Origin of the sequence: Dielma fastidiosa, from assembly GCF_000313565.1 — a bacterium.
In the GTDB taxonomy this organism is placed as follows: Bacteria; Bacillota_I; Bacilli_A; order Erysipelotrichales; family Erysipelotrichaceae; genus Dielma; species Dielma fastidiosa.
The window spans coordinates 166357-187595 of record NZ_HE578923.1; the positions used below are offsets into that span (position 1 = coordinate 166357).

21 protein-coding genes are annotated in these 21239 nt (G+C 39.3%); 10 read left to right on the top strand and 11 right to left on the bottom strand.

Features of this window, described 5'->3' with window-relative positions; genetic code table 11:
* Positions 1–170 precede the first annotated feature (170 nt).
* Positions 171–962: a ZIP family metal transporter gene (locus DAHG_RS01150; RefSeq protein WP_022936480.1), complete on the top strand. Its 792-nt coding sequence runs from the start codon at positions 171–173 to the stop codon at positions 960–962.
* A gap of 117 nt (positions 963–1079) precedes the next feature.
* The gene (locus tag DAHG_RS01155) at positions 1080–1901 is read left to right on the top strand and encodes an alpha/beta fold hydrolase (protein WP_022936481.1); all 822 of its coding nucleotides are present in this window, start codon (positions 1080–1082) and stop codon (positions 1899–1901) included.
* 32 nt (positions 1902–1933) lie between these two features.
* Here the strand turns inward: DAHG_RS01155 and DAHG_RS01160 are convergent, their stop codons facing one another.
* Complete coding sequence (locus tag DAHG_RS01160; RefSeq protein WP_022936482.1) at positions 1934–2365, bottom strand: hypothetical protein; 432 nt, start codon at positions 2363–2365, stop codon at positions 1934–1936.
* Between the two features lie 292 nt (positions 2366–2657).
* On the opposite strand from DAHG_RS01160, the gene DAHG_RS01165 reads away from it, so the two are divergent.
* The gene (locus tag DAHG_RS01165) at positions 2658–3986 is read left to right on the top strand and encodes a C1 family peptidase (protein WP_022936483.1); all 1329 of its coding nucleotides are present in this window, start codon (positions 2658–2660) and stop codon (positions 3984–3986) included.
* Positions 3987–4055: 69 nt separating this feature from the next.
* On the opposite strand, the gene DAHG_RS01170 is transcribed toward DAHG_RS01165, so the two are convergent.
* Entirely contained in the window at positions 4056–5939 is a 1884-nt protein-coding gene (locus tag DAHG_RS01170; RefSeq protein ID WP_022936484.1) for a BglG family transcription antiterminator, read from the bottom strand.
* Between the two features lie 143 nt (positions 5940–6082).
* Between DAHG_RS01170 and DAHG_RS01175 the strand changes: the two genes are divergently transcribed.
* From DAHG_RS01175 to DAHG_RS01190, 4 genes are read left to right on the top strand one after another with little or no spacing between them, the layout of a single operon-like run.
* Entirely contained in the window at positions 6083–6403 is a 321-nt protein-coding gene (locus tag DAHG_RS01175) for a PTS sugar transporter subunit IIB (RefSeq protein ID WP_022936485.1), read from the top strand.
* Positions 6400–7641 (top strand): PTS sugar transporter subunit IIC, encoded by a 1242-nt coding sequence (locus DAHG_RS01180; protein ID WP_022936486.1) that lies wholly within the window; start codon positions 6400–6402, stop codon positions 7639–7641. The genes DAHG_RS01175 and DAHG_RS01180 overlap by 4 nt, the downstream gene beginning before the upstream one ends.
* Position 7642: 1 nt before the next feature.
* The gene (locus DAHG_RS01185; protein ID WP_022936487.1) at positions 7643–8005 is read left to right on the top strand and encodes a PTS lactose/cellobiose transporter subunit IIA; all 363 of its coding nucleotides are present in this window, start codon (positions 7643–7645) and stop codon (positions 8003–8005) included.
* A complete protein-coding gene (locus DAHG_RS01190; RefSeq protein ID WP_022936488.1) occupies positions 7989–9437 on the top strand; it encodes a glycoside hydrolase family 1 protein in 1449 nt (482 codons plus the stop codon). The genes DAHG_RS01185 and DAHG_RS01190 overlap by 17 nt, the downstream gene beginning before the upstream one ends.
* Positions 9438–9492: 55 nt before the next feature.
* Here the strand turns inward: DAHG_RS01190 and DAHG_RS01195 are convergent, their stop codons facing one another.
* The gene (locus DAHG_RS01195) at positions 9493–10281 is read right to left on the bottom strand and encodes a PHP domain-containing protein (RefSeq protein WP_022936489.1); all 789 of its coding nucleotides are present in this window, start codon (positions 10279–10281) and stop codon (positions 9493–9495) included.
* 171 nt (positions 10282–10452) lie between these two features.
* Between DAHG_RS01195 and serC the strand changes: the two genes are divergently transcribed.
* Both serC and DAHG_RS01205 read left to right on the top strand, forming a co-directional pair.
* Positions 10453–11538 carry a 3-phosphoserine/phosphohydroxythreonine transaminase gene (gene serC / locus DAHG_RS01200; RefSeq protein ID WP_022936490.1) on the top strand — a complete coding sequence of 362 codons (1086 nt, stop codon included), beginning with the start codon at positions 10453–10455 and terminating at the stop codon, positions 11536–11538.
* Positions 11535–12689 carry a phosphoglycerate dehydrogenase gene (locus tag DAHG_RS01205; protein WP_022936491.1) on the top strand — a complete coding sequence of 385 codons (1155 nt, stop codon included), beginning with the start codon at positions 11535–11537 and terminating at the stop codon, positions 12687–12689. Before serC ends, DAHG_RS01205 begins: the two co-directional genes overlap by 4 nt.
* 44 nt (positions 12690–12733) lie before the next feature.
* Here the strand turns inward: DAHG_RS01205 and DAHG_RS01210 are convergent, their stop codons facing one another.
* From DAHG_RS01210 to DAHG_RS01240, 7 genes are all read right to left on the bottom strand, one after another.
* Positions 12734–13405 (bottom strand): HAD family hydrolase, encoded by a 672-nt coding sequence (locus tag DAHG_RS01210; RefSeq protein ID WP_022936492.1) that lies wholly within the window; start codon positions 13403–13405, stop codon positions 12734–12736.
* On the bottom strand, positions 13402–14220 hold the full coding sequence (locus tag DAHG_RS01215; RefSeq protein WP_022936493.1) for a BtpA/SgcQ family protein: 819 nt from the start codon (positions 14218–14220) through the stop codon (positions 13402–13404). Before DAHG_RS01215 ends, DAHG_RS01210 begins: the two co-directional genes overlap by 4 nt.
* 72 nt (positions 14221–14292) lie before the next feature.
* Positions 14293–15090, bottom strand: coding sequence for a BtpA/SgcQ family protein (locus DAHG_RS01220; RefSeq protein ID WP_022936494.1), 798 nt, complete (start codon positions 15088–15090; stop codon positions 14293–14295).
* A gap of 21 nt (positions 15091–15111) precedes the next feature.
* Entirely contained in the window at positions 15112–15957 is an 846-nt protein-coding gene (locus tag DAHG_RS01225; RefSeq protein WP_022936495.1) for a PTS system mannose/fructose/sorbose family transporter subunit IID, read from the bottom strand.
* 1 nt (position 15958) lies between these two features.
* Complete coding sequence (locus DAHG_RS01230; protein WP_022936496.1) at positions 15959–16705, bottom strand: PTS mannose/fructose/sorbose/N-acetylgalactosamine transporter subunit IIC; 747 nt, start codon at positions 16703–16705, stop codon at positions 15959–15961.
* Positions 16706–16725: 20 nt separating this feature from the next.
* Positions 16726–17190: a PTS sugar transporter subunit IIB gene (locus DAHG_RS01235; protein ID WP_022936497.1), complete on the bottom strand. Its 465-nt coding sequence runs from the start codon at positions 17188–17190 to the stop codon at positions 16726–16728.
* Between the two features lie 28 nt (positions 17191–17218).
* A complete protein-coding gene (locus DAHG_RS01240) occupies positions 17219–17632 on the bottom strand; it encodes a PTS sugar transporter subunit IIA (RefSeq protein WP_022936498.1) in 414 nt (137 codons plus the stop codon).
* 271 nt (positions 17633–17903) lie between these two features.
* Between DAHG_RS01240 and DAHG_RS01245 the strand changes: the two genes are divergently transcribed.
* On the top strand, positions 17904–20378 hold the full coding sequence (locus DAHG_RS01245) for a PRD domain-containing protein (protein WP_022936499.1): 2475 nt from the start codon (positions 17904–17906) through the stop codon (positions 20376–20378).
* Positions 20379–20571: 193 nt separating this feature from the next.
* Here the strand turns inward: DAHG_RS01245 and DAHG_RS01250 are convergent, their stop codons facing one another.
* Positions 20572–20961, bottom strand: a complete 390-nt coding sequence (locus DAHG_RS01250) for a type II toxin-antitoxin system HicB family antitoxin (protein WP_022936500.1) — start codon at positions 20959–20961, stop codon at positions 20572–20574.
* Positions 20962–21239 lie beyond the last annotated feature (278 nt).

Sequence of the window (21239 nt, forward strand, 5' to 3'; positions counted from 1 at the left end):
TTGCGAGAAAGGCAGCTGGGTGTCATCTTTAATGGCATGATTTCCTGAAGGATTGAAGGAAATCATTTTCTTGTTGTGTTTCATTTGCCAAAAGTTGCCTGTCAGCCTATAATTAGATTAAGTTAACAATACACTATGAAAGTACATAGTAATATAGATGGAGGTAATTTATGGAATCAATTTTATGGGCAGCCGGCGGAACTGGCTTTACCTTTCTTATGACAACCTTGGGTGCTGCTATTGTATTCTTGTTTAAAAAGCAGAATACCGGCAACACGCAGAAAATATTTTTAGGTTTTGCGGCTGGGGTAATGATTGCCGCTTCGGTTTGGAGTCTTTTGATTCCGGCGATTGAAGAAGCTGAATCATTAGGTCAGATTGGCTGGGTTCCGGCAGCGGGCGGTTTTATTTTAGGGGTTGGTTTTTTACTTTTATTGGATACACTGCTTCCGCATCTGCACCCTGGTTCTGATGAACCGGAAGGTTTGAAGAGTTCAATGAAAAGAACTACGATGCTGATCTTTGCTGTTACATTGCACAATATTCCAGAGGGTATGGCTGTAGGACTCTCTTTCGCGCTAGCGGCTCAGCATGGCGGTGATCCGGCATTGTACGCGGCTGCTATGGCATTGGCAATCGGTATTGGCATACAGAATTTTCCTGAGGGAGCCGCTGTTTCACTGCCATTGCGACAGGAGGGATTGAGCCGGACAAAAGCCTTTATCTGCGGCAGTCTGTCTGGCTTGGTAGAACCGGTATTTGGTATTTTGACGGTATTAATCGCTGGTGTGATCGCGCCTTATATGCCATGGCTGTTATCATTTGCGGCTGGTGCGATGATTTATGTAGTTGTAGAGGAATTGATCCCAGAGGCACATTTAGGCGAACATTCCAATCTGGGTACGATGGGAGTTATGGCTGGGTTTCTGATTATGATGATTCTCGATGTCGCATTGGGATAAAAAACGGTAATAAAGTTACAATAAATAATTATTTGAATCTAAGTAAAGCACAGGCAGCTGTGCTTTTAATTTAAACTTTGCTATAATAAAGAGCATAAAGTCGTGAGGTGATTGGCTATGTTTAAGGCAAGAAATGGATGTGTTAAGCTGCCCGATATGGAAATGGATTTTATTAGTTTTGGCAGCGGCAATAAGAATTTAATCATGATTCCGGGTCTTGGTGACGGCTTAAAAACGGTAAAAGGATTAGCTTTGCCTTTTGCGTTTATGTACAGGTGTTATGCTTCAAAATATAAGGTATATGTATTCAGCCGTAAAAATAATATGTCTGCTGATGAATCAACACGCAGCATGGCGGCGGATTTGAAAGCGGCCATGGATTATTTAAATATTGATAAGGCCGATGTTGTAGGTATTTCGCAGGGAGGGATGATTGCTCAATATTTAGCCATTGATGCTGCTGAAAAAGTCAATAGGCTTGTTTTAGCTGTTACCGCGGCGAAACCTAATGAAACAATGCAGCCGGTGATACGTGAATGGATAAGACTGGCAGAGAATGATGATTACCGCACTATTTTTATTGATACTGCAGAAAAATCATATACTGAAAAATATCTTAAGGCGTACCGCTTTGCCTATCCGATTCTATCGAGAATAGGCAAGCCAAAAGATTTTAACCGTTACATAATTCAGGCGCGCGCTTGTCTTACTCATAACTGTGAAGCTGAATTAAATCAAATTCATTGCCCGGTGTTTATCATCGGCGGTGATCAGGATAAAATTGTCGGCAGCAAAGCCTCGAGCGAATTGGCTGATAAGATTCCAGGCAGCAAACTTCTTCTTTATAAAGGCTTGGGCCATGGCTTATATGATGAAGCTGCTGATTTTAATGAACAGATACTAGCCTTTTTAAATCAAAATGACATAGAAAAGCCGTGAGTTTATATCCCACGGCTTATTTTTAATCATTTTTACTCTGTCGCAGCTGCTTTTGCTTCATCGTAAGCTTTTTGAACTTCAGGCAGTTTTGCTTCAAGTTCAGCTTTGAAATCTTTGATATCCTCAGCAAATTCACCGCTGTAATCATCAGCAATCGTATCCAATTCGTTTGTAAATGCATCCATCTGATTATCAATACTATCAGTATTAATCAATGAATCATATTGGAAACGTGCTTGGGCATAAGTGTGAATAGCCTCAGAATCCTTGTAGTCTCGCAGATCTTCCTTATTAAAGTTATAAGTTTTCAGCGCTTCTGAGAAATTACCTTCTTCTACATAAGTAATCATTTGCTCATAAAGCTCATCTGCTTTTGTGTTGCCGCTTGGCTGTGACTGACATCCGTATAAAGCCAGTGTTAATACCATGGCAGCTGCCACTTTTTTAAATATGTTTTTATTCATAATGTACTTTCCCTCTCTTTGCACACGATACTTATTATAGCGCTTTTCATTGACGATGAAAAGGTTAAAATTAGGAAATTAATTAACCGCAGAGTAATGATTGGAATTGTAAAAGGCGGCTGATTTTGATAAGATGTCATAAACAGATATACTTTTATTAAGCGGTTGGCTTATCGGCCATAAAATTGGTTTATTCGGCTGCTTTTGCCGCATAATAATGGTTGTCTGTGATTCATGTGTCAGCGTTGCTGTCACAGACTGATTGATAAAAGCGACGCAGAAAGAAGGGTTTATGAAAAAAGCCAGAATGATTGATAAGGAATTATTGGACAAGTGTAAAAAAATGACTGCTGAAGATTCAATGATGCGTTCTTTGGGCTGTGCTCTTTCAAAAACGGATTTGATGGACGCAGCTTATGACGCAAATGCCGGCCGTAAGCTGACAATGGATTTTTCCATTGATTTGTGCAGCTCTAAGGTCACAAATCAGAAGTCAAGCGGCCGCTGCTGGATTTTTGCCGCTATGAATGTCTTAAGGGAGGCAGCTGCGAAAAACTGCGGAATGGAAAGCATGGAGCTGTCACAGAATTATATTGCCTTTTGGGATAAATTTGAGAAGATCAATTACTTCCTTGAAGCTATTCTTGACAGTGCGGAACTGCCGGTTGGCAATCGAACGCTGGATTGGCTGCTGCAGGGATTGAATGATGGGGGTCAATGGGATATGATTGCCGATTTGGTAAAGAAGTATGGTGTTGTGCCTAAGACTGCGATGCCGGAAACTTATCAGTCATCGAACACAGCGGCGATGAATCAAATGCTGAATACGAAGCTGCGTGAAGATGCGGCGGAATTAAGAGCGTTGGTTCATGAGGGAAAACCGACAGAAGCGCGAAAAGAAGAAATGCTTTGTGAAATGTATCGGGCGCTCTGTATCTGTTTCGGCAATCCGCCTGAAAGCTTTGATTTTGATTATCGGGATAAGGATAAGAACTATCATTCTCAGCATCTGACACCTCAAGAATTCTATAAGCAATACGTTAAGCTAGATTTAAGCGATTATGTCAGTGTTATTAACGCACCAACTGAGGATAAGCCGTTTGGTCATTGCTACACAGTTAAATATCTTGGCAATCTCGTTGAGGGAAGCGTTCGATATCTAAATGTTGAAATGAATGAATTAAAAGATTTAGTTATTAAACAGATGAAGGATGGCGAGCTGGTATGGTTTGGCAGTGACTGTTCAAAATATGCGGATCGTACTTTTGGCATCTGGGATCAGGATTCTTTTGCCTTAGGTGAGATGCTGGGCGGCTTAAGCTTCCAAATGAGTAAGGCACAGCGTCTTGATTACCGTGACAGCGCAATGAATCACGCGATGGTGCTTACCGGTGTCAATTTAGACGCGTCAGGAAAACCGAACCGCTGGAAGATTGAGAACAGCTGGGGTGAGGATAAAGGGGTAAAGGGTTACTTTGTTGCCAGTGATCACTGGTTTAATGAATTTACCTATCAGGTTGTAATCAACAAGAAATACCTGAATGAAGCACAGCTGGCGGCATTGTCGCAGGAGCCTAAAGAATTAGAGCCTTGGGACCCGATGGGCAGTCTGGCAGTTTAAAAAAGAGCTGTAACATTTAGTAATTACTCATATCAGAGTATCTAAATGATTGCAGCTCTTTTTATTTTATTAATCTAAGCAGCTCAAGAATGCTGTTTTAAACTCTTCAAAATTATTGGCATTTAAGATGTTTTGAATGTTTAATTCACCATTTATATAATAAGATATAAATTCAAAAATCGGTTTAAACATCGGCAAATCTTTTTTTTCGATAGCAAGCATTAGCACTAATCGGATTTTTTTATGATTGTGCCAGACGATTTGCTTTTTCGCAATCGCTATACTGATTATGCTTTGTTTGGCATTTAAGGTGATTGGGTGAGGAATAGCAATCGTATTGTAAGCAGTAGGTGAAATAACTTCTCGGCTGAGACAATCGTTTGTGAAGCTTTCCTCGACATATCCGCTGCTGAATAATTTATCTCCCATAAGATGAATGATTTCCTCTTGATTAAGTCCATTATCAATGATGAAAAAGTGTTCTTTTGACAACAGTTTTGAAATATTGTACTTTAAACGTGCAGCATTTTTCTTTTTTAATGTCTGATGAATACATGTATCAAGCTCAAGACTCATTTCACGGGTTAATATATAATCAATTTTGATACTATTTTGTGAGGTTTCTAAAGGCAGGTTTATAGTTGATATAATCAGGTCACAGGGTTTGTATTTTAATAATTTACTATCGGTTAAAATATCTGTAATCACAATTTCTTCACTGTAGCGTGATTTCAAGGTTGATAACAATTTCTTGCTTAAAGCATAGAATTCAGGACAGATTAGGATACAATTCAGTTTTGTCGTCAAAGATTTGATTGAATCAACTTGCGATCCAATATGCAGGGCAATATAGGTGATTTCATCTTCATTCAGAGAAATGGTATAAACCTCTTGCAGACGATTAGTTATCATAACCGAAACTTCATAGAGTAATGGATAATTTGCTTTGATAGAACCAGTAATGGGATTTTTAATAACAATGCCGTGACTGCTTCTAAATAATAGATTTTTAATATGTAAAGCAAAATTATCCAAAAAGTTTAGATCATGTTTTCTTAAATCAATCCCATATATTTGATCAATTTCATTGATGATATTGTCTAATGTTTGATAAATATCAGCGGGTATTAAGTTATCTTCTTTAATATCTATTTCCTGATGATTTTTTTGAATATAAGAATAAATCAGCCAGCTTAAGTCTTTTCTTTCTGCGGAATCAAAATAAATATGATATAAATCTTCAATAGCGCTGCATATATGATCAGACATTTCTTCAAAGACATTCGAAGCTTCCCAATATCTTATTTCAGTTTCATCAGTTAAGCAGTAGAGCTTGATGATTAAGTGCAGCAATAGATTATCCAGATAATATTCATCAATATAAAATTGCTTACTTGTAAATTCTTGAGTAATAATTTTTTTAATTGCTTCGACATCAAAATCAGGAAAATAATTCTGCACTAAATGCATATCGATAAAATTCTCATTCATCTCCGCATATAAATTCTCTTTAATCAATTGTCTTCGGCTTTTATCTTCTGCTTCTACATAAATATTATCAGCGTTTATGTTAACCGTGATGCCAAATGGTTTCACATGCTGCTTAATTTCAATTATATCTTTTCGCATTGTAGAGGTGGAGACAAAGAATTCATCACAGAGATCCTCAATGTTTAAACAATCATGGCTGCGTATTAATTTAACCATAATCTGCTGGATTCTTTTGGATCGCGAATAATCAATTTGACTCTCCTGCAGCTTTATATATTGTTCCTGATTGATACTATAAAACGCATTATCAGTTTTTATCAAATCTTTGTAGGTTTTATTCCATTCATGAATATACCGCTGTACTGAGCGCAGTGATATATCCAGCTTATCGGAAATTGTTTTCGCCTTTGCCGGACCATATTGATATAGATATTCGAGAATTTGATTTTTCTTATCTTTCATATAATCCTCCTATTTAATCCTATTATACAAATTTTTGATAAGCATCGTAAAGTTAACTTTGGCGCGGCTGCTGTGCCAATTTTGATTTGCTTTTCAAAACCATTATAAGCGAAAATAAGGGTATCAGAAAGGGGATGGAATTTATGAATGTATTATTAATTTGCGCAGCGGGGATGTCCAGCACATGTCTGGCTCAGAATATGAAAAAAGCAGCTAAAGAGCTTCAGCGCACAGATATTAAAATCAGCGCACATAGTGAGTATGAGATTGAAAGCTATCTGGAGGAAGCAGATGTCTGCCTTTTAGGACCGCATTTAAAAACAATGGAAGAAAGTATAAAAGAAATGGCCAGAGAAGATTATGATGTGCCGGTTCAATGTATACCGAGTGAAATTTACGGTGCGTTAGATGGTCTTGGCGCACTTCAATTGGCACTTAATATGGCTGAGGAGGAAAAAAGATGAACCGTTTAATTAACTGGATGAATGAAAGCTTTGCGCCAAAGGTCAATAAATTTGCCCAGAATGTATGGGTGAAGGCCTTGCAGCGAACAATGATTGCGACATTGCCGATTATTTTGGTTGGATCAATTGTTAATATTATTACGACATGTAAGATGTATTTTCCGATTTTGCCGGATTTATCGACGATTTACTATTATACCTTTTATCTGTTAGGACTCTTTGTGGTTATAATGATTCCTTATTATGTTGCTGAAGGTAAAAGAAAGAAGAAAATTCAATTGATAAGTATCATCACGTCTGTAGGAGTTTTCCTGATGCTGCAGAAATGGAATCTGAATCCTTGGGGAGAAACTGGAATTATGTTTACCAATTTAGGCCCGCAAGGAATTGTATTAGCGATAATCGGCGGTTACTTTGTATCATATATCATGTGCAGGCTTGCTGATTTCTCTTTCTTTGGTGAAAACAGTGTATTGCCTGATTTTGTTACTAGTTGGTTTAATCAGATGCTGCCGATAGCCATCTGCTTCGCAATTCCTTTTGTAATTGTATATCTGCTTGATTTTAATATATTAAATGCGATTACAGAAATTTTCGCTCCGATTCAAAATATATCGAATACGTTAGGTGGTTTCGTATTAATTAACTTCTTATATGTTTTCTTCTATTCGATTGGCGCCAGCGGCTGGATTCTGTCAGGAGCCTTTTATCCAATCTTAATTGGCAATATTGCGTTAAATGGCGCGGCTGTTGCGGCAGGCAATCCAGTAGTCGGGGTAGCAACAAACGAGGTAATCTATTCAGGCTGGTGTGCCATCGGTGGTTTAGGCTGTACGCTGCCGCTTGTCCTCTATATGCTGAAATCAAAGAGTAAAAAACTTAAAGGAATCGCGAAGGGGGCCTTTATCCCAACGCTTTGTAATATTAATGAACCAATCGTTTATGGCGCACCAATCATTTTAAATCCCATTTTAATGATTCCGATGTGGATTAACAGTATTGTTATTCCGATTATTGTTTACTTTGCACTGACTTTAGGTTTTGTAACGATTCCTTCCCAAGCGCTGAATCTTGGCTTTATTCCAACCTTCATTTCATGCTTTCTAGTTAACTATGATTTAAGGAGCTATCTTCTGCTTGCGGTTGCATTTGCTGTTGCCTGTGTGGTATGGCTGCCGTTCTTTAAGGTATATGAAACTCAGGTATTAAAAGATGAAAATAATGGAGAGGGGAAATAAAATGGATTTGGAATTGCAATTAAAAACAGCGATGAAAATGATATCTCTGTCAGGTGATGGCCGATGTCAGATTCAGACAGCGTTAAATTATATGATGGAAGGCAAAATAGATGCTGCGGCTGATGAATTAAATAAAGCCAATGAACTAATAAAAGAGGCGCATATAATTCAGACACAAGTGATTCAAAAGGCAATGGCAAAGGAGAATAAGGAAAGCGCGGAATTGCTTTTTGCACATGCTCAGGATACGCTGATGACGATTAATTCAGAATATAATACAGCGGTGCAGATGATGGCAATGTATCAATTATTAAATGCGCGGTTATGCCGATTGGAGGATGCACTATTTGAAAAAGATAAATAATCATTTTCCTGAAAATTTTATGTTTGGCGCTGGGATGTGTGCGGCGCAGGCTGAAGGTGGATTTAATGAAGGCGGCAAGGGGATAAGCATCCCAGATTTGCATAAGGCTGTATCACCAGACAAAAGGAAAGAGCATTGTCAGTTAAATGAAAGAGATATTGAAGCTTATATGCAAGATACAAATCATGATTTATATCCAAAACGCAAAGCCATTGACTTTTATCACACATATCCTGAGGACTTAAAATTGATGGCGGAAATGGGTCTGCAATGCCTGCGGATTTCAATTGCGTGGACACGGATATTTCCAAAGGGTGATGAAACAAAGCCGAATGAAGCAGGACTCGCTTATTATGATCGATTAATTGATGAGATCATTAAAAACGGTATGCAGCCGATTATTACTATTTTTCATTATGACTTGCCGATTTATCTTGTAAATCAATACGGCGGCTGGCAAAACCCTAAACTGGTTGATTTTTATGTAAATTATGCGAAAGTTCTTATCGAACGATATCATCATAAGGTTAAGTATTGGATCTGTATTAATCAAATTAATCTATTATTTTTTGAAATGTTTCCATCACTTGGTGTATTCAAAGAAAATTGTGATAATTATCAGCAGGTATGTTATCAGTCCATCCATCATCAATTCCTTGCCTGTGCTAAAGTGAAGCAATTTGCGAAATCATTGCAAGATTCTGATCTAATGATTGGAACGATGCTGGCAGATTGTCTTGCTTATCCATATTCATATCGGGAGAAGGATATTTTATTGGCCGATCAAAGAAATCAGCTTCAGCTTTTTTACAGTGATGTCCAATTAAGAGGAAGTTATCCTGCATATATCTTAAATTATTTTAAGGAGCAGGGAATTAAGATTGTGACAAGTGAAGCTGAATTACGATTAATTAAAGAAAATACGATGGATTTTTTGGCACTGAGCTATTATTATACATTTGCGGTGAATGCTGATAAAGATACACTTGACCCTAAGACGTTTACAATTAATCCTGAAAATAAGGTAAATGAATGGGGGTGGCCTGCTGACGGTAAGCTGATGATTCATAATTTGAGAACGTATTATGAGCGTTACCAGTGTCCGCTCATCATTGCGGAATGCGGTATTGGCGAGCTTGAACAGCTTGATGAGCAGCAGCATGTTCATGATCCAAGGCGAATTGATTATTATAAGGAATGTCTGATGTCATTAAATGACGCGTTAAAGGAAGGCATTGATGTGAAAGCTTTCTGCGCTTGGTCACCAATTGATCTTGTATCAAGCGGCAGCGGTGAGATGAGCAAACGATATGGTTTTATCTATGTGGATCTTGATGATCATTTGCAGGGCAGCGGCAAGCGGTATAAAAAGGATAGCTTTAATTGGTATAAAGAAGTAATTCGAACCCATGGTGATTCATTAACCGATTGAGTTCTATATAAAAATAAGATCAATGAATGCAGGTGAGCTTCATTGATCTTTTTGTTTAATCGTATAAAGTTTTATCTTTAATTTCATCCAGGTGGATACCGACAAACTTTGGATTGTGCGCGTCGGTGGCACAGTAAAGCTTGACATGGTGATCCTTGAAAATCTGCAGAATCTTATCATTGAGCCCCATTTCCTCATGGTTATAGCGATAGTAACAGCCAACATTGTTTTCTGTATACATTTGATGCTTAACCAGTAAGTCGGCAATGCGGTTCCAATTAGCGGTTGTATCAAATTCAGGCATTCGATGGAACATTTTTAATGTATCCGGATGGGCGGTTCCATCAAATAAATCACTCTTGATCAAAGCTTCCATCAATTCGAAATAACGCTTCCAGATCCAATCAGTATCATAACGATCCCACAGCGTCGCTTCACTGATGCCTTTCAAATCATAGGCCATGTTGTCAATGAAATGAATGCTGCCAACCACAAAGTCATAATTAAATTCCGCAAGCATGTCACGGATAAACTGCTCATGCTGAGGGAAGTAACAAACCTCAAGGCCGAAATGAACAGTAATCGGAAATGTTTTTTTACGCATATCACGGATGAAATTTGTATAAGATGATAGAGGCAGCAGGTGTTTGTCCTCAATCCACTTTCGCTGCAGATCGTTGACTTCTTTCACTTGCTGATAAAGCGGTGCAAATTCGAAAAAGCGATGTGTATGTTCCAACACCCAGATTTCATTGATTCCTCGGCTCTGGGCTGTATTTATAAACTCCATCAGCCAGTCAACCGTATAACTGCCTTGTTCTAGGTGCATATGTGCGTCAATCATTGAATCCCCTCCTCTTTGTAGTTTATTATAGACTATGCGATTCATAGAATCAAGAAACATTTTACATTTATGATGAAAATTATACATTATTCGCTGAAAGTATCTTTACATCACTTGTGAAGCGATGTATAATCACTGTAAGGTTAACACCTTTGAAAAGGAGGTCATATTATGACACGAGTGTTTAATTTTTCCGCAGGTCCTTCTATGCTGCCAGAATGGGTACTGAAAAAAGCGTCCGCCGAGATGCTGGAATATGGCTCCAGTGGCCAGTCAGTGATGGAGATGAGTCATCGTTCGTGTGATTTTATGACGATCATACAGACATGTGAACAGCGTTTACGCAGGGTTATGAACATTCCTGATAACTATAAAGTATTGTTTCTGCAAGGCGGGGCTTCTTTACAATTTTCTATGATACCGATGAATTTATTGGTTAAAGGAAAAGCAGATGTCATCAATACGGGCTTATGGAGTAAGAAAGCCATGAAGGAATTGAAGAAATTAGGAACCTGCAATCTGATCGCATCCAGTGAAGAGGCAGGTTTTTCATATATTCCTAAAACCACAAAAGATCAATTTGATCCAGAGGCGGATTATGTCTATATCTGCGAAAATAATACGATTTATGGTACTAAGTATCATCAGCTGCCGGATACTGGGGCAGTGCCGTTAGTTGCCGATTTATCCAGCTGTATTCTCAGTGAGCCGATCGATGTAACGCAATATGGTTTAATCTTTGCGGGTGCTCAGAAAAACATGGGGCCGGCTGGCTTAACCGTTGTGATCATTCGTGAAGACCTGATTGGCAAGGCAGATGAGAAAACACCGAGTATGCTTGATTATAAGACATATGCAGACAATGATTCAATGTTTAATACACCGCCGACCTATGCAATTTATATCTGCGGGCTTGTACTGCAATGGCTGGAAGAAGAAATCGGCGGTCTTGATCAAATGAAGACAATCAATGAAAAAAAGGCCGCTTTGCTTTATGAAACACTGGATCAGTCAAAGCTGTTTAAGGCACCAGTCGCAAAGGAAGACCGTTCAATGATGAATATTACTTTTGTAACCGGTGATGCTGAATTGGATAAGAAATTTGTGAAAGAGGCAGAAGCCGCGGGACTGGTTAATCTGAAAGGACACCGCAGTGTCGGCGGTATGCGGGCTTCAATTTACAATGCAATGCCGATCGAAGGTGTTGAAAAGCTAACCGCGTTTATGCGTCAATTTGAAAGTGAGAACTTAAAATGAAAATAAAAACATACAATAAAATATCTAAAAAAGGCTTAAACTTATTTCCTGAAAATTATGAAGTTGGTGATGCTTTAGAGGCTGCCGACGCGATTCTTGTCCGTTCTGCCACACTTCATGATATTCCGTTTGATCCTGAATTAAAAGCGATTGCCAGAGCCGGTGCCGGTACTAACAACGTTCCTATTGACCGCTGCAATGAAGCAGGTATCGTTGTGTTTAATACACCGGGAGCTAACGCGAACGCTGTCAAGGAATTGGTAACTGCCGCGCTGATCATGAGTGCCAGACCGATCTATCCGGCAATTGAGTGGCTTCAGTCATTAAATGAAACGGCAGATTTCAATAAGGTTGTAGAAAAGGGGAAGAGTAATTTCATCGGTCCGGAGATTGCGGGCAAACGCTTAGGTGTCATCGGTTTAGGCGCGATAGGTATTAAAGTGGCGAATCTGGCAGTACATCTGGGCATGGAAGTTTATGGCTATGATCCATACCTTTCTGTGGATAACGCATGGAGCTTGTCCACACGGGTCATTCACGCAAAGAAATTGGAAGAAATTTATAAGAAGTGTGACTTTATAACGCTGCATGTTCCGGAAACTAAAGATACAAAGGGAATGATTAATACAGAAACGCTGCAGATGATGAAAAATGGTACGCGTTTATTAAACTTTGCCCGCGGCGGATTGGTCGAGGCAAATGATGTTATCGCGGCGGTAGAAAAAGGCAAGCTTGCGGCTTATGTGACAGACTTTGCGACACCGGCCATGCTGGGCAGAAAGAACATCTATCCATTGCCGCATCTTGGCGCCAGTACACCGGAATCTGAGGAAAACTGTGCGGTGATGGCAGTGAATCAGCTGACTGATTATTTAGAAAACGGCAATATCGTCAATTCTGTCAATCTGCCTAATGTGAGCATGGAGCGCAGCGGTCATGCCCGGGTTGTCTGTGTGCATCGCAATGTACCAAATATGATTGCGCAAATTACCAATGTCTTATCCGCCGCCGGTATTAATATCGCTAATCTGCTGAATAAATCAAAAGGGGAGATGGCAGTAACACTGGTGGATATAGAAACCACGGCAGCTAATATCAAAGGGGAGCTTGAGGCGATTGATCAAGTATTAAAGGTTCGGATTATCGAATAAGCAATATTAATAATATAAAAGCTAAGGTTTATCGCCTTAGCTTTTTAATGCAGCTGCTTGATCAGAGAATCAAACTGCTTGATTAATTCGTGATAATCACTGACCTGATAATCAGCTTTAGAAGTATCCTGATCAATAATGCTGCCCTTATAACCAATCGTAGTTAAGCCAGCCGCTTTGCCAGCCTGAATGCCGGCCGGACTGTCTTCAATAACCAATAATGAATCGGTTGGCAAAGCCATTTGCTGCTGGGCAAGCAGATATATATCCGGACTTGGTTTGCCATGTTCAATCATCTGACCGCTGATCAGCAGATCAAAATAATCTTGAATCTTCAGGCGTTTAACGACATCTTCAATATAGCTTAAATCACTGGAAGATACAATTGCCAGACGATACCCCTTTTGACGGCATAAATTGAGAAAATCAACAAGGCCATTCATAGGCTGCAGCTGCATCGCATTAAACTGGGCTCTGAATATTGCCCGCTGACCGTCAATCAGCTGCTGATCGCTTAGTGCTTGGGGTATGTTGAAATGAGTACGCAGATCAGCGACGATGCGTTTCATCGGCTTGCCTAAGACAAAGGTTACTTCTTCAATGGCTGTCGGATAGCCGATGGATGCTAAATATTGAACTAGGGCATTCAGATAGATAGCTTCGCTGTCCAGCAAAACGCCGTCACAGTCAAATAAGATGCCTTTTATCGTTTTCATGACCGCCATGCTTTCAGCTTATCCATAAAGCGTTTGACCCGCTCTTCATCCACAGGATTTTCAAAGATACCGTCTACCTTAAAGGTTGTGGCAATAAAGGCTGCGTCAGCTACTGAATAAATTTCCTCAATCGTTTCATATTTAACGCCGGTCGTCGCAAATAATACGACGTCCGCTCTTGCTTCCCGAAGCTCTTTCATAAATGGCAGATCAATACTTTTCCCAGCACTGGCACCGCAGATACCAAGGGCATCCGGCAGGTTGCCGAACAATGCGCTGTCCGCAATCACATGCTTATCTCTGCCGCCGATTTCACTGCTGCTTTCCGGTGATATATAATGCACCATCTTCAATTTTTTATCTAATCCTAAATTATGCCGATGTCTTAAAAACTCACCGGGCCGCGCGTTGATTAGACCCATATCCCCAGACCAAGCGCCAGCGAATGTTCCCCGCATCAAACAGCCGCCGACTGCCGCGTTCAATGCGATTGAAGCATGAGTATTGCTTATGACATTACAGCCAAACGGCACAGTGATATCCTTTTTTAATTCACCGATAACATAAGCCATACCAGCTACTACCTCAAGGGCAGGCTCGGGTTCATAAGGAAATGAAAATTCATTTGAGAATAAGACAGCATCAATACCGCCATTCTGCAAAGCTAACAAATCCTTTCGCGCTGCATCCACAATCGCTTCAAGTCCACCCTCTGCATCATACAAGGGATCAGAAGGAAAGGCTTTAAAATGCACGACACCAATTGCTGCCTTCTCTGTTCCAATTACATCACTTAACCATGTTTTCCGTTCCAATTTTAACTGCCTCCTCAAATTTTGGTAATAGAAAAGAAGATATCATTTAAATCCTATCTTCTTTTCTTTTCTTTAACGTACTTTTTCAGCGTTAGCCATTAACTGCTTAACCCGCGTAACATCCACCTGATTATAGAATTCACCATCCACTTTAATGCCGGTTGCGACAATACAGCCATCACAGACAGACAGGATTTCCTCTACGGTTTCCACCTTAACGCCATTGCTGGCGAATACCGGCGTATTTGATACCGCCTTGATTTCCTTAACCTGTTCAATATCAATTACTGAACCCGGATTGCTGGAATAAACCAATAACGTATCAGGATTCAGATTAAAGGTCAATGTTTTCACAACCTCTCTTAAGGGTCTTTCGGCTAACTGCGCGCATCCTTCAGGAATCACCGCCGTCATCGTCTTAATCTTACCGCAGCCGACCTCATAACGATGCCGTTCAACATCACCCGGTGAAACATTATTAATACCATAGACACCGGCAAAGGCACCATGCAGCACCTCTCTGATAAAATCAGCACCTACCGCTGCCGCTAAATCAAATCCCTTCATCGGATCAGACGCGACACAAACGCCAAAGGGAACCTTGATTAACGGTTTTAATTCACCGATGATTCTAGCCATGCAGGCTACCGTAACCGTCTTAACATTGTGTGTATAAGGAATACTGAATTCATTACAGAAAAGCACACCGTCAATGCCGCCTTCCTGAAGGGCCAGCAAATCAAATCTCGCAGCTTCTAAAACGCCCTCTACACCACTTTGCGGATCATACTTGGGGTCGGTTGGCAGCGCGTGTAAATGCACTAACCCAATGACTGGCTTATCCGTCTTAAATAGCTCTTTCATCCACATAATAATTTTTCATCCTCCCGCTTACAGAATGCCGATCAAACTGCATGCAACAGCGATTATAAACATTGCAATCATAATCTTAAATACGGAAGTACCTTTCTTTAAGAAGGCAAAGACACCGCCGACCGCGACAACACTCAGCATGCTCGGCATGATGGCATTCAACAGATCCTGGAAGATAACCGTTGAATCCGCAAACGTTAAAACTAATGGGGTAGAGATGCTGACATTATTGGCAACCATGGCACCGGCAATGGTTAAACCGATGATTGACAATAAATCAGTAATCTTATTCATAATCTTTTTATCAGTAATCTTATTCAATACACTGCGACCCACTTTATATCCTTGATTAAAGGTAAAGATACCCATTAACAGCAGATATAAAGTATAAAGGAATACGAAGATCCAAGGCCCAATCGCACTGCCTTTTAATGTCATATCAACAGCGATCGCTAAGGTGACCGTCTTTACTAAGCCCTGAGTAACTGTATCACCGATACCAGCTAATGGCCCCATCAGACCTACCTTAATGTTTTTAATCATATCTTCAGAAACATTGCCGCCATTCGCATAATCCTCTTCCATCGAAGCAACTAAGCCGGGGATAAACGCACCCCAGTTATTCTCAGTGTTAAAGAATAACATATGTCTTCTTAATGCTTTAACACGTTCTTCCTTATCATCACTGTATAAACGATTGATGACCGGTGTCATCGCATGACAGAATCCTAATGACATCAAACGTTCATAAGATAAACAGGTTTCTGTCATTGTTTCCCATAAGATAAAAGTTTTAATTAAATCCTTCTTAGTAAGATGCTTTTCATTGTTTGGTGTATTTACCATTTCTGCATTATTAGTCATCTTATTCACCCTCCGTTAACTTGTCTAAACCTAATGTCCAATATAATAGAGCGGCAGCTCCGCCAACTAATGTACATGCGATAATATCTAAGTGCAGATAAGCAATCAAAACGAAACCAATAATCGCAAAGGCAAGGAATTTCTGCTTATAAACCGCTTTAAACATCATACCGATTCCAAGTGCCGGCAGAATAGAACCAACAACGGTTAAGGCATTGGAAATAAAGGCAGGCAGTGATGCCATGAATGATTCAAAGGCACCGGCGCCAAAGTAACAAACAATAAATGCAGGCAAACCATAAACTACACCGGCAAATAAATTAGGCAGCAGCCAGTTATAAATCCATAAACGTTTTGTTTCACCGGTTTCAATATATTTATCAGCCATATGAACAAAGACTGCATTGACTGTCATCGTAAGGTTGCTGGCTAATAAACCAATCGTACCTAAGGTAACGGCAATCGTTACACCAACTTCCGGTGTTTGATGAGAGAGCATCGTTACCGCCGTCGCGATGACACCGGCATAACATTTATCAAAGGATGAGATACCGCCGACCGTAATCTGTCCCATATAGATCAGCTGAATCGTAGCGCCAATCGTAGCCCCTGTCATCCAATCTCCTAATATCAAACCAACTAATGCGCCTTCGATGATTGGGTTTCTCATTACCCAAACCCAGAGTTCTAGGAATACACTGCCACATAAGGTAGCTAATACTCCAATTAATAAAGCTTGTACAAACATTATTTTATCCTCCTTTATCTTTATTTGTATTCCGTTCGTTTTTCATCTGGTGTTACCTGAAAATAAACATCGACACCAGAATCTTGTATTTCTTTTAATGTATCCTTTTCAGCCTGACTGGCACTGATATTTTTAAACAGCTTCTTACGTTCAGCACTAGCCCCCATACCGCCGATATTCAGCTCTTTAAGTTTTACCCCTGCCTTGAATATTTCCTGAGCAACATAAGGAAATTTAACTAAAATTAAGACATTGTCACCCTCACCATCCAGCTTTTCCAGCAGCGCAGGTACTTCCGCAACACTGCTGATAATCAGCTCTCTGTCACTTGGCGCCACCATCTGCATTACACCTTTAATAAAATCATCCTTCGCAACGCCGTCATCTACGATCCAAATTTTACCGGCATTGATATTTTTAGCCCATGCGGTTACAATCTGACCATGAATTAAACGGTCATCAATACGAATCATTTTAATACTCATAAATTTCAAACTCCTTTCTTACTCTGACTTAAGCATTTAATTTTGCTTTGAAATCGACAATGCCGTTAATACCGGCATCCAGCGCGATTTCTTTCAGCTCATTTAATGATCGGCTTTGAGAAATTGCATTGACCAGCTCCACCACCATTGGTAAGTTCATACCGCTGATAATTTCAATTGGAACTGTGTCATGATATTTATCAAATGTTTTTACAGATATCATAAATGGACTGCCGCCAAATAAATCTGTAAGGATCAGTATACCCTCATCCTTTGCTTTCTCCACATGAGCTTCGATTTCTGCCTGATAAGCCTGCAGATCCTGCCCATAGGGAAGCGTAATATAGGATACTGAATCACTTGGTTTCCCCATTATCAATTTCACAGTTTCGTAGATTGATTCTGCTAACTGTGAATGGCTCAATAAAAGCAAATTGGCCATTACCTATCCACCTCCTTGTTCATGACTAGATAATAACATCAAAAAAATAAAACACAAAATTTGGTAAAAAAGCTACACACTTAATACGTGTGTTATGCAGAATAAACACATTTATTTGACCGATATGGGTGAATAAATCGATAATTTGACATTATAATTTCATCTGTGTTAAGATTTGAATGATAATTACACACATGATGTCAATGTTTACAACCTGTGCAGTCACTTATACACACATTAATTTCAATTAAACACAAAAAAGGGGATTTCTATGAACTCACAACGGCTTGATAAAATCAAAAAGTATTTAAAGGTGAAAACGGCGGAGCTGATTGAAACGGATCAGCTGAATCAGAATGGTGTAGATGCCCTAAATTGTTCATTGGATCTGCAGCTGGACAGAGCGAATGTATCAAGAGATTTAAATACACTTTGGAAGAATGGTGATGCCATCAAGATTCAGGGAAAGCCGGTTTATTATTTAGATTATGCAATGCTTACTCAGCATTATCCGGATTGCTTTTTCCCATCTGTAGTTGGTAAGGATGAAAATTTTAATAATTATCTGTCACAGAAAGCAGCTGTCCAATCTGCAAATGATGATGAAGAAATATTAGATAGTCTTGATGAGATCATCGGGGCGACGGGTTCTTTAAGTGAAGCGGTATTAAACGCGAAGAGTGCGGTAAGTTATCCGCCTTATGGGATTCCATGTCTGATTCATGGCCCCAATGGAGTAGGTAAAACAAGCTTTTCTTATCATATGGTCAACTATGCCCGCAAGAAGCGCAATGATCCTAAAATGCCGGTGATGACGGTGTATTGCCAGAATTATCAGGATGATCCCTCTTTATTTATGCAGGCGTTGAATGGCTCTGAAAAAAAGGCTGGTTTAAAAGGGAATGACAGTATCTTTAAGCTTTGTGAAAATGGTGTTGTGATTCTTGAACAGATTCAGTTTTTACCCTTTTCATGTCAAAACGCGCTGGCTTCTATCATCAATGCCGCGTCCTTTCACAATATCCTGCAGTCAGCCGCCACACCGTTAACCACGATGATAATCGCTACAACTGATTGTGATGAACAGGATGAGCGGATCAGTCCGTTAAGCACATCCTTCCCAATTCATTTACAGATTAAAGATATTGAGTCACGGGGAATTTATGAGAAAATAGAATTGATTTTAGACTTGTTTCGTTTAGAGGCAAAACATATACATACCGATATTGCCGTGCATAAGGATATCATCGCGTTGCTGGCAGCAAAGAAATTTCCGGGTAACTTAAATCAGATGCGCAATGAAATTCAAATTTGCTGTTCAAAGGCTTATTTGGAAAACCCGGGCAATAAGTTTCGCAAGGTATATGTCACATATCAGGCATTATCGATTGATTTGTTATCACAGAGTGAAGCGAACAGTAAAGTAAACAGTATCGCAATCTCACTGCTGTCCTGCATCGAGTCCGATTATGCGCAGTTTAACGCTGATGGAACGAGCCAAAGCGCGGCGATTTTCAAAAACGCGCCTAATAAATTTAATGAGCATCGTCTGAATCAATTTGTTAATGAATTGAATATCGATGTTGGGGAATTGGATAACATGGAGAATTATGTCAGGGAGAATATCAGTGTTCTGAAAGATTGTCCGCCGCCTCAGCTTGATGCGATTAAAAAGAGCATTAATCCTTATGTGTATCAATTAACGCTGGCTAAGCTCAGTCAAAGACCGTTTTTTTCTAAATTAAAGAAGAATGTACAGCTGTTGTATGGGATTTTGCTGCATATCTCTAATTATTTAAAACGCGCGCATGAGGAAACATCGTCAGCCAGCCAGCCGCAGTCAATTACATCACAGTTTTATCCAAATGAATATTTACTTGCGAAAGATATTTATCAGTCATTGGCACAGGTGTATAATTTTGAGGTTGTTGAGCGTGAGATTGATTTTCTTTGTTCATATTTAGTAATTGCTACACAATGGGCCGATCATGTTAATATCGCGATTTTATTAATCTGTCATGGTGACAGTGTGGCTTCACAGTATGTTGATTATATCAAAAGGACAATTGAGGGAAATTATATTCTGGACTGTATCGACTATAACGAAACAATGCAGCTTAATGACTGTCTTGAATTGGCAAGTATAAAGGCTAATCAAATAAATCAGGGGGCCGGAGTGCTGGTCTTGACAGATATTGAGCCGCTGACTTCAATTGGCTCATATATTCAGAAGAACCTGCACATCCCTTGCCGGACAATTAGCAATGTGTCTTTGAATATGCTGATACATTTTGTGGAAGCATCAATGAGTGCCTATAATAATTTAGATACAGTAAGCAATGAAATAAAAATGCCGGAGCCTTCATCGAATCCAACCGGTAAGCATATTAATAATTTTATTGATCAGATTAAGGATAAGGTAATATCAAAGACAGTGGCGTTTATTGATGTGGATAAAGCCGTTTCTGTACTTGATATCTGTTTCAGAAAAACATTGCAGGATCTGCATATACCATATACGGATGTATTAGCTGTTAAATATCTATGTCATTGCACGAATATGCTGGAACGGGTAATTCGTAATGAAACTTGGGGATTCCAGAAGATTAATACATTTTCTAATGAAAATTATAATTTGATGCATATTGTGGAGCATCGTTTGGAATATGCAGCAGATACGTTTGGCGTAAATATACCTTCCAATGAGATTGCTTATGTGGTACAGATATTTTTGTTAGAGAAGTGATGGCTTTTTGGCTTATTATGCTGGCGGATAAGATTGATACTTTTTATTCTTGAATTGAAAGTCAGATAAATTCTATAAATAAAAATCCAGTTGTGTCAGGCTTTTTTGACCTTTAACTGGATTTTTGTTTTAATAGCGGAAAGCTTATGATCTTCCTTAAACTATGGAGCATCAATGTAATTTCAGATGCTTTTTATTCTACGTTTAATCTTTTTTTCAATGCATCCTGCAATACTTGTGAGAAATTCACTCCTGCTTGTTCTGCTTGGCTATTTAACCAACTAGGAATAGAAAGCGTTTTTTTAACAGCACGATTATCATGCTTTTTGCGATATTCGTCTGTATCGGCAACTATATAATTTACAAATTGAGGTGCTGCTACAATTGGCAATGCAGTAGCTGCAGGAATCGATTCAGATTTAGATTCAGCATCCCATAACCACATTGCTATGGCATCTTCAGCCATGAATATTGCATCAGCCAAATCTTTGCCGCAAGTTCTGCATCCAGGTAGATCAGGTATTTTTACATCAAATTCACCATTTTCAATAGGGGTAAAAATAGCAGGATATACATATTTCATTTTAAATCCTCCTTTAGTGATTAGGGTGACACGATATTATTTCAATCCCGCATCTCTTAAAATTCCCGTTGTCATGTATTTGTTAATTTCATTATCTTCGCTTGCTTTATTTAGTTTTCTTGATTCATAAATATTTTTGATTAAATGCGCATAGTAATATACCTAAATTATGATAGAGGCTATTTAACAGAATGAAAAAGTGTCTTAAAAAGTATACTTTTTGAGACACTCTATTTCTCCTTCATTATAGGCATTTTTGAGTCATTTGTAAAGGCTCA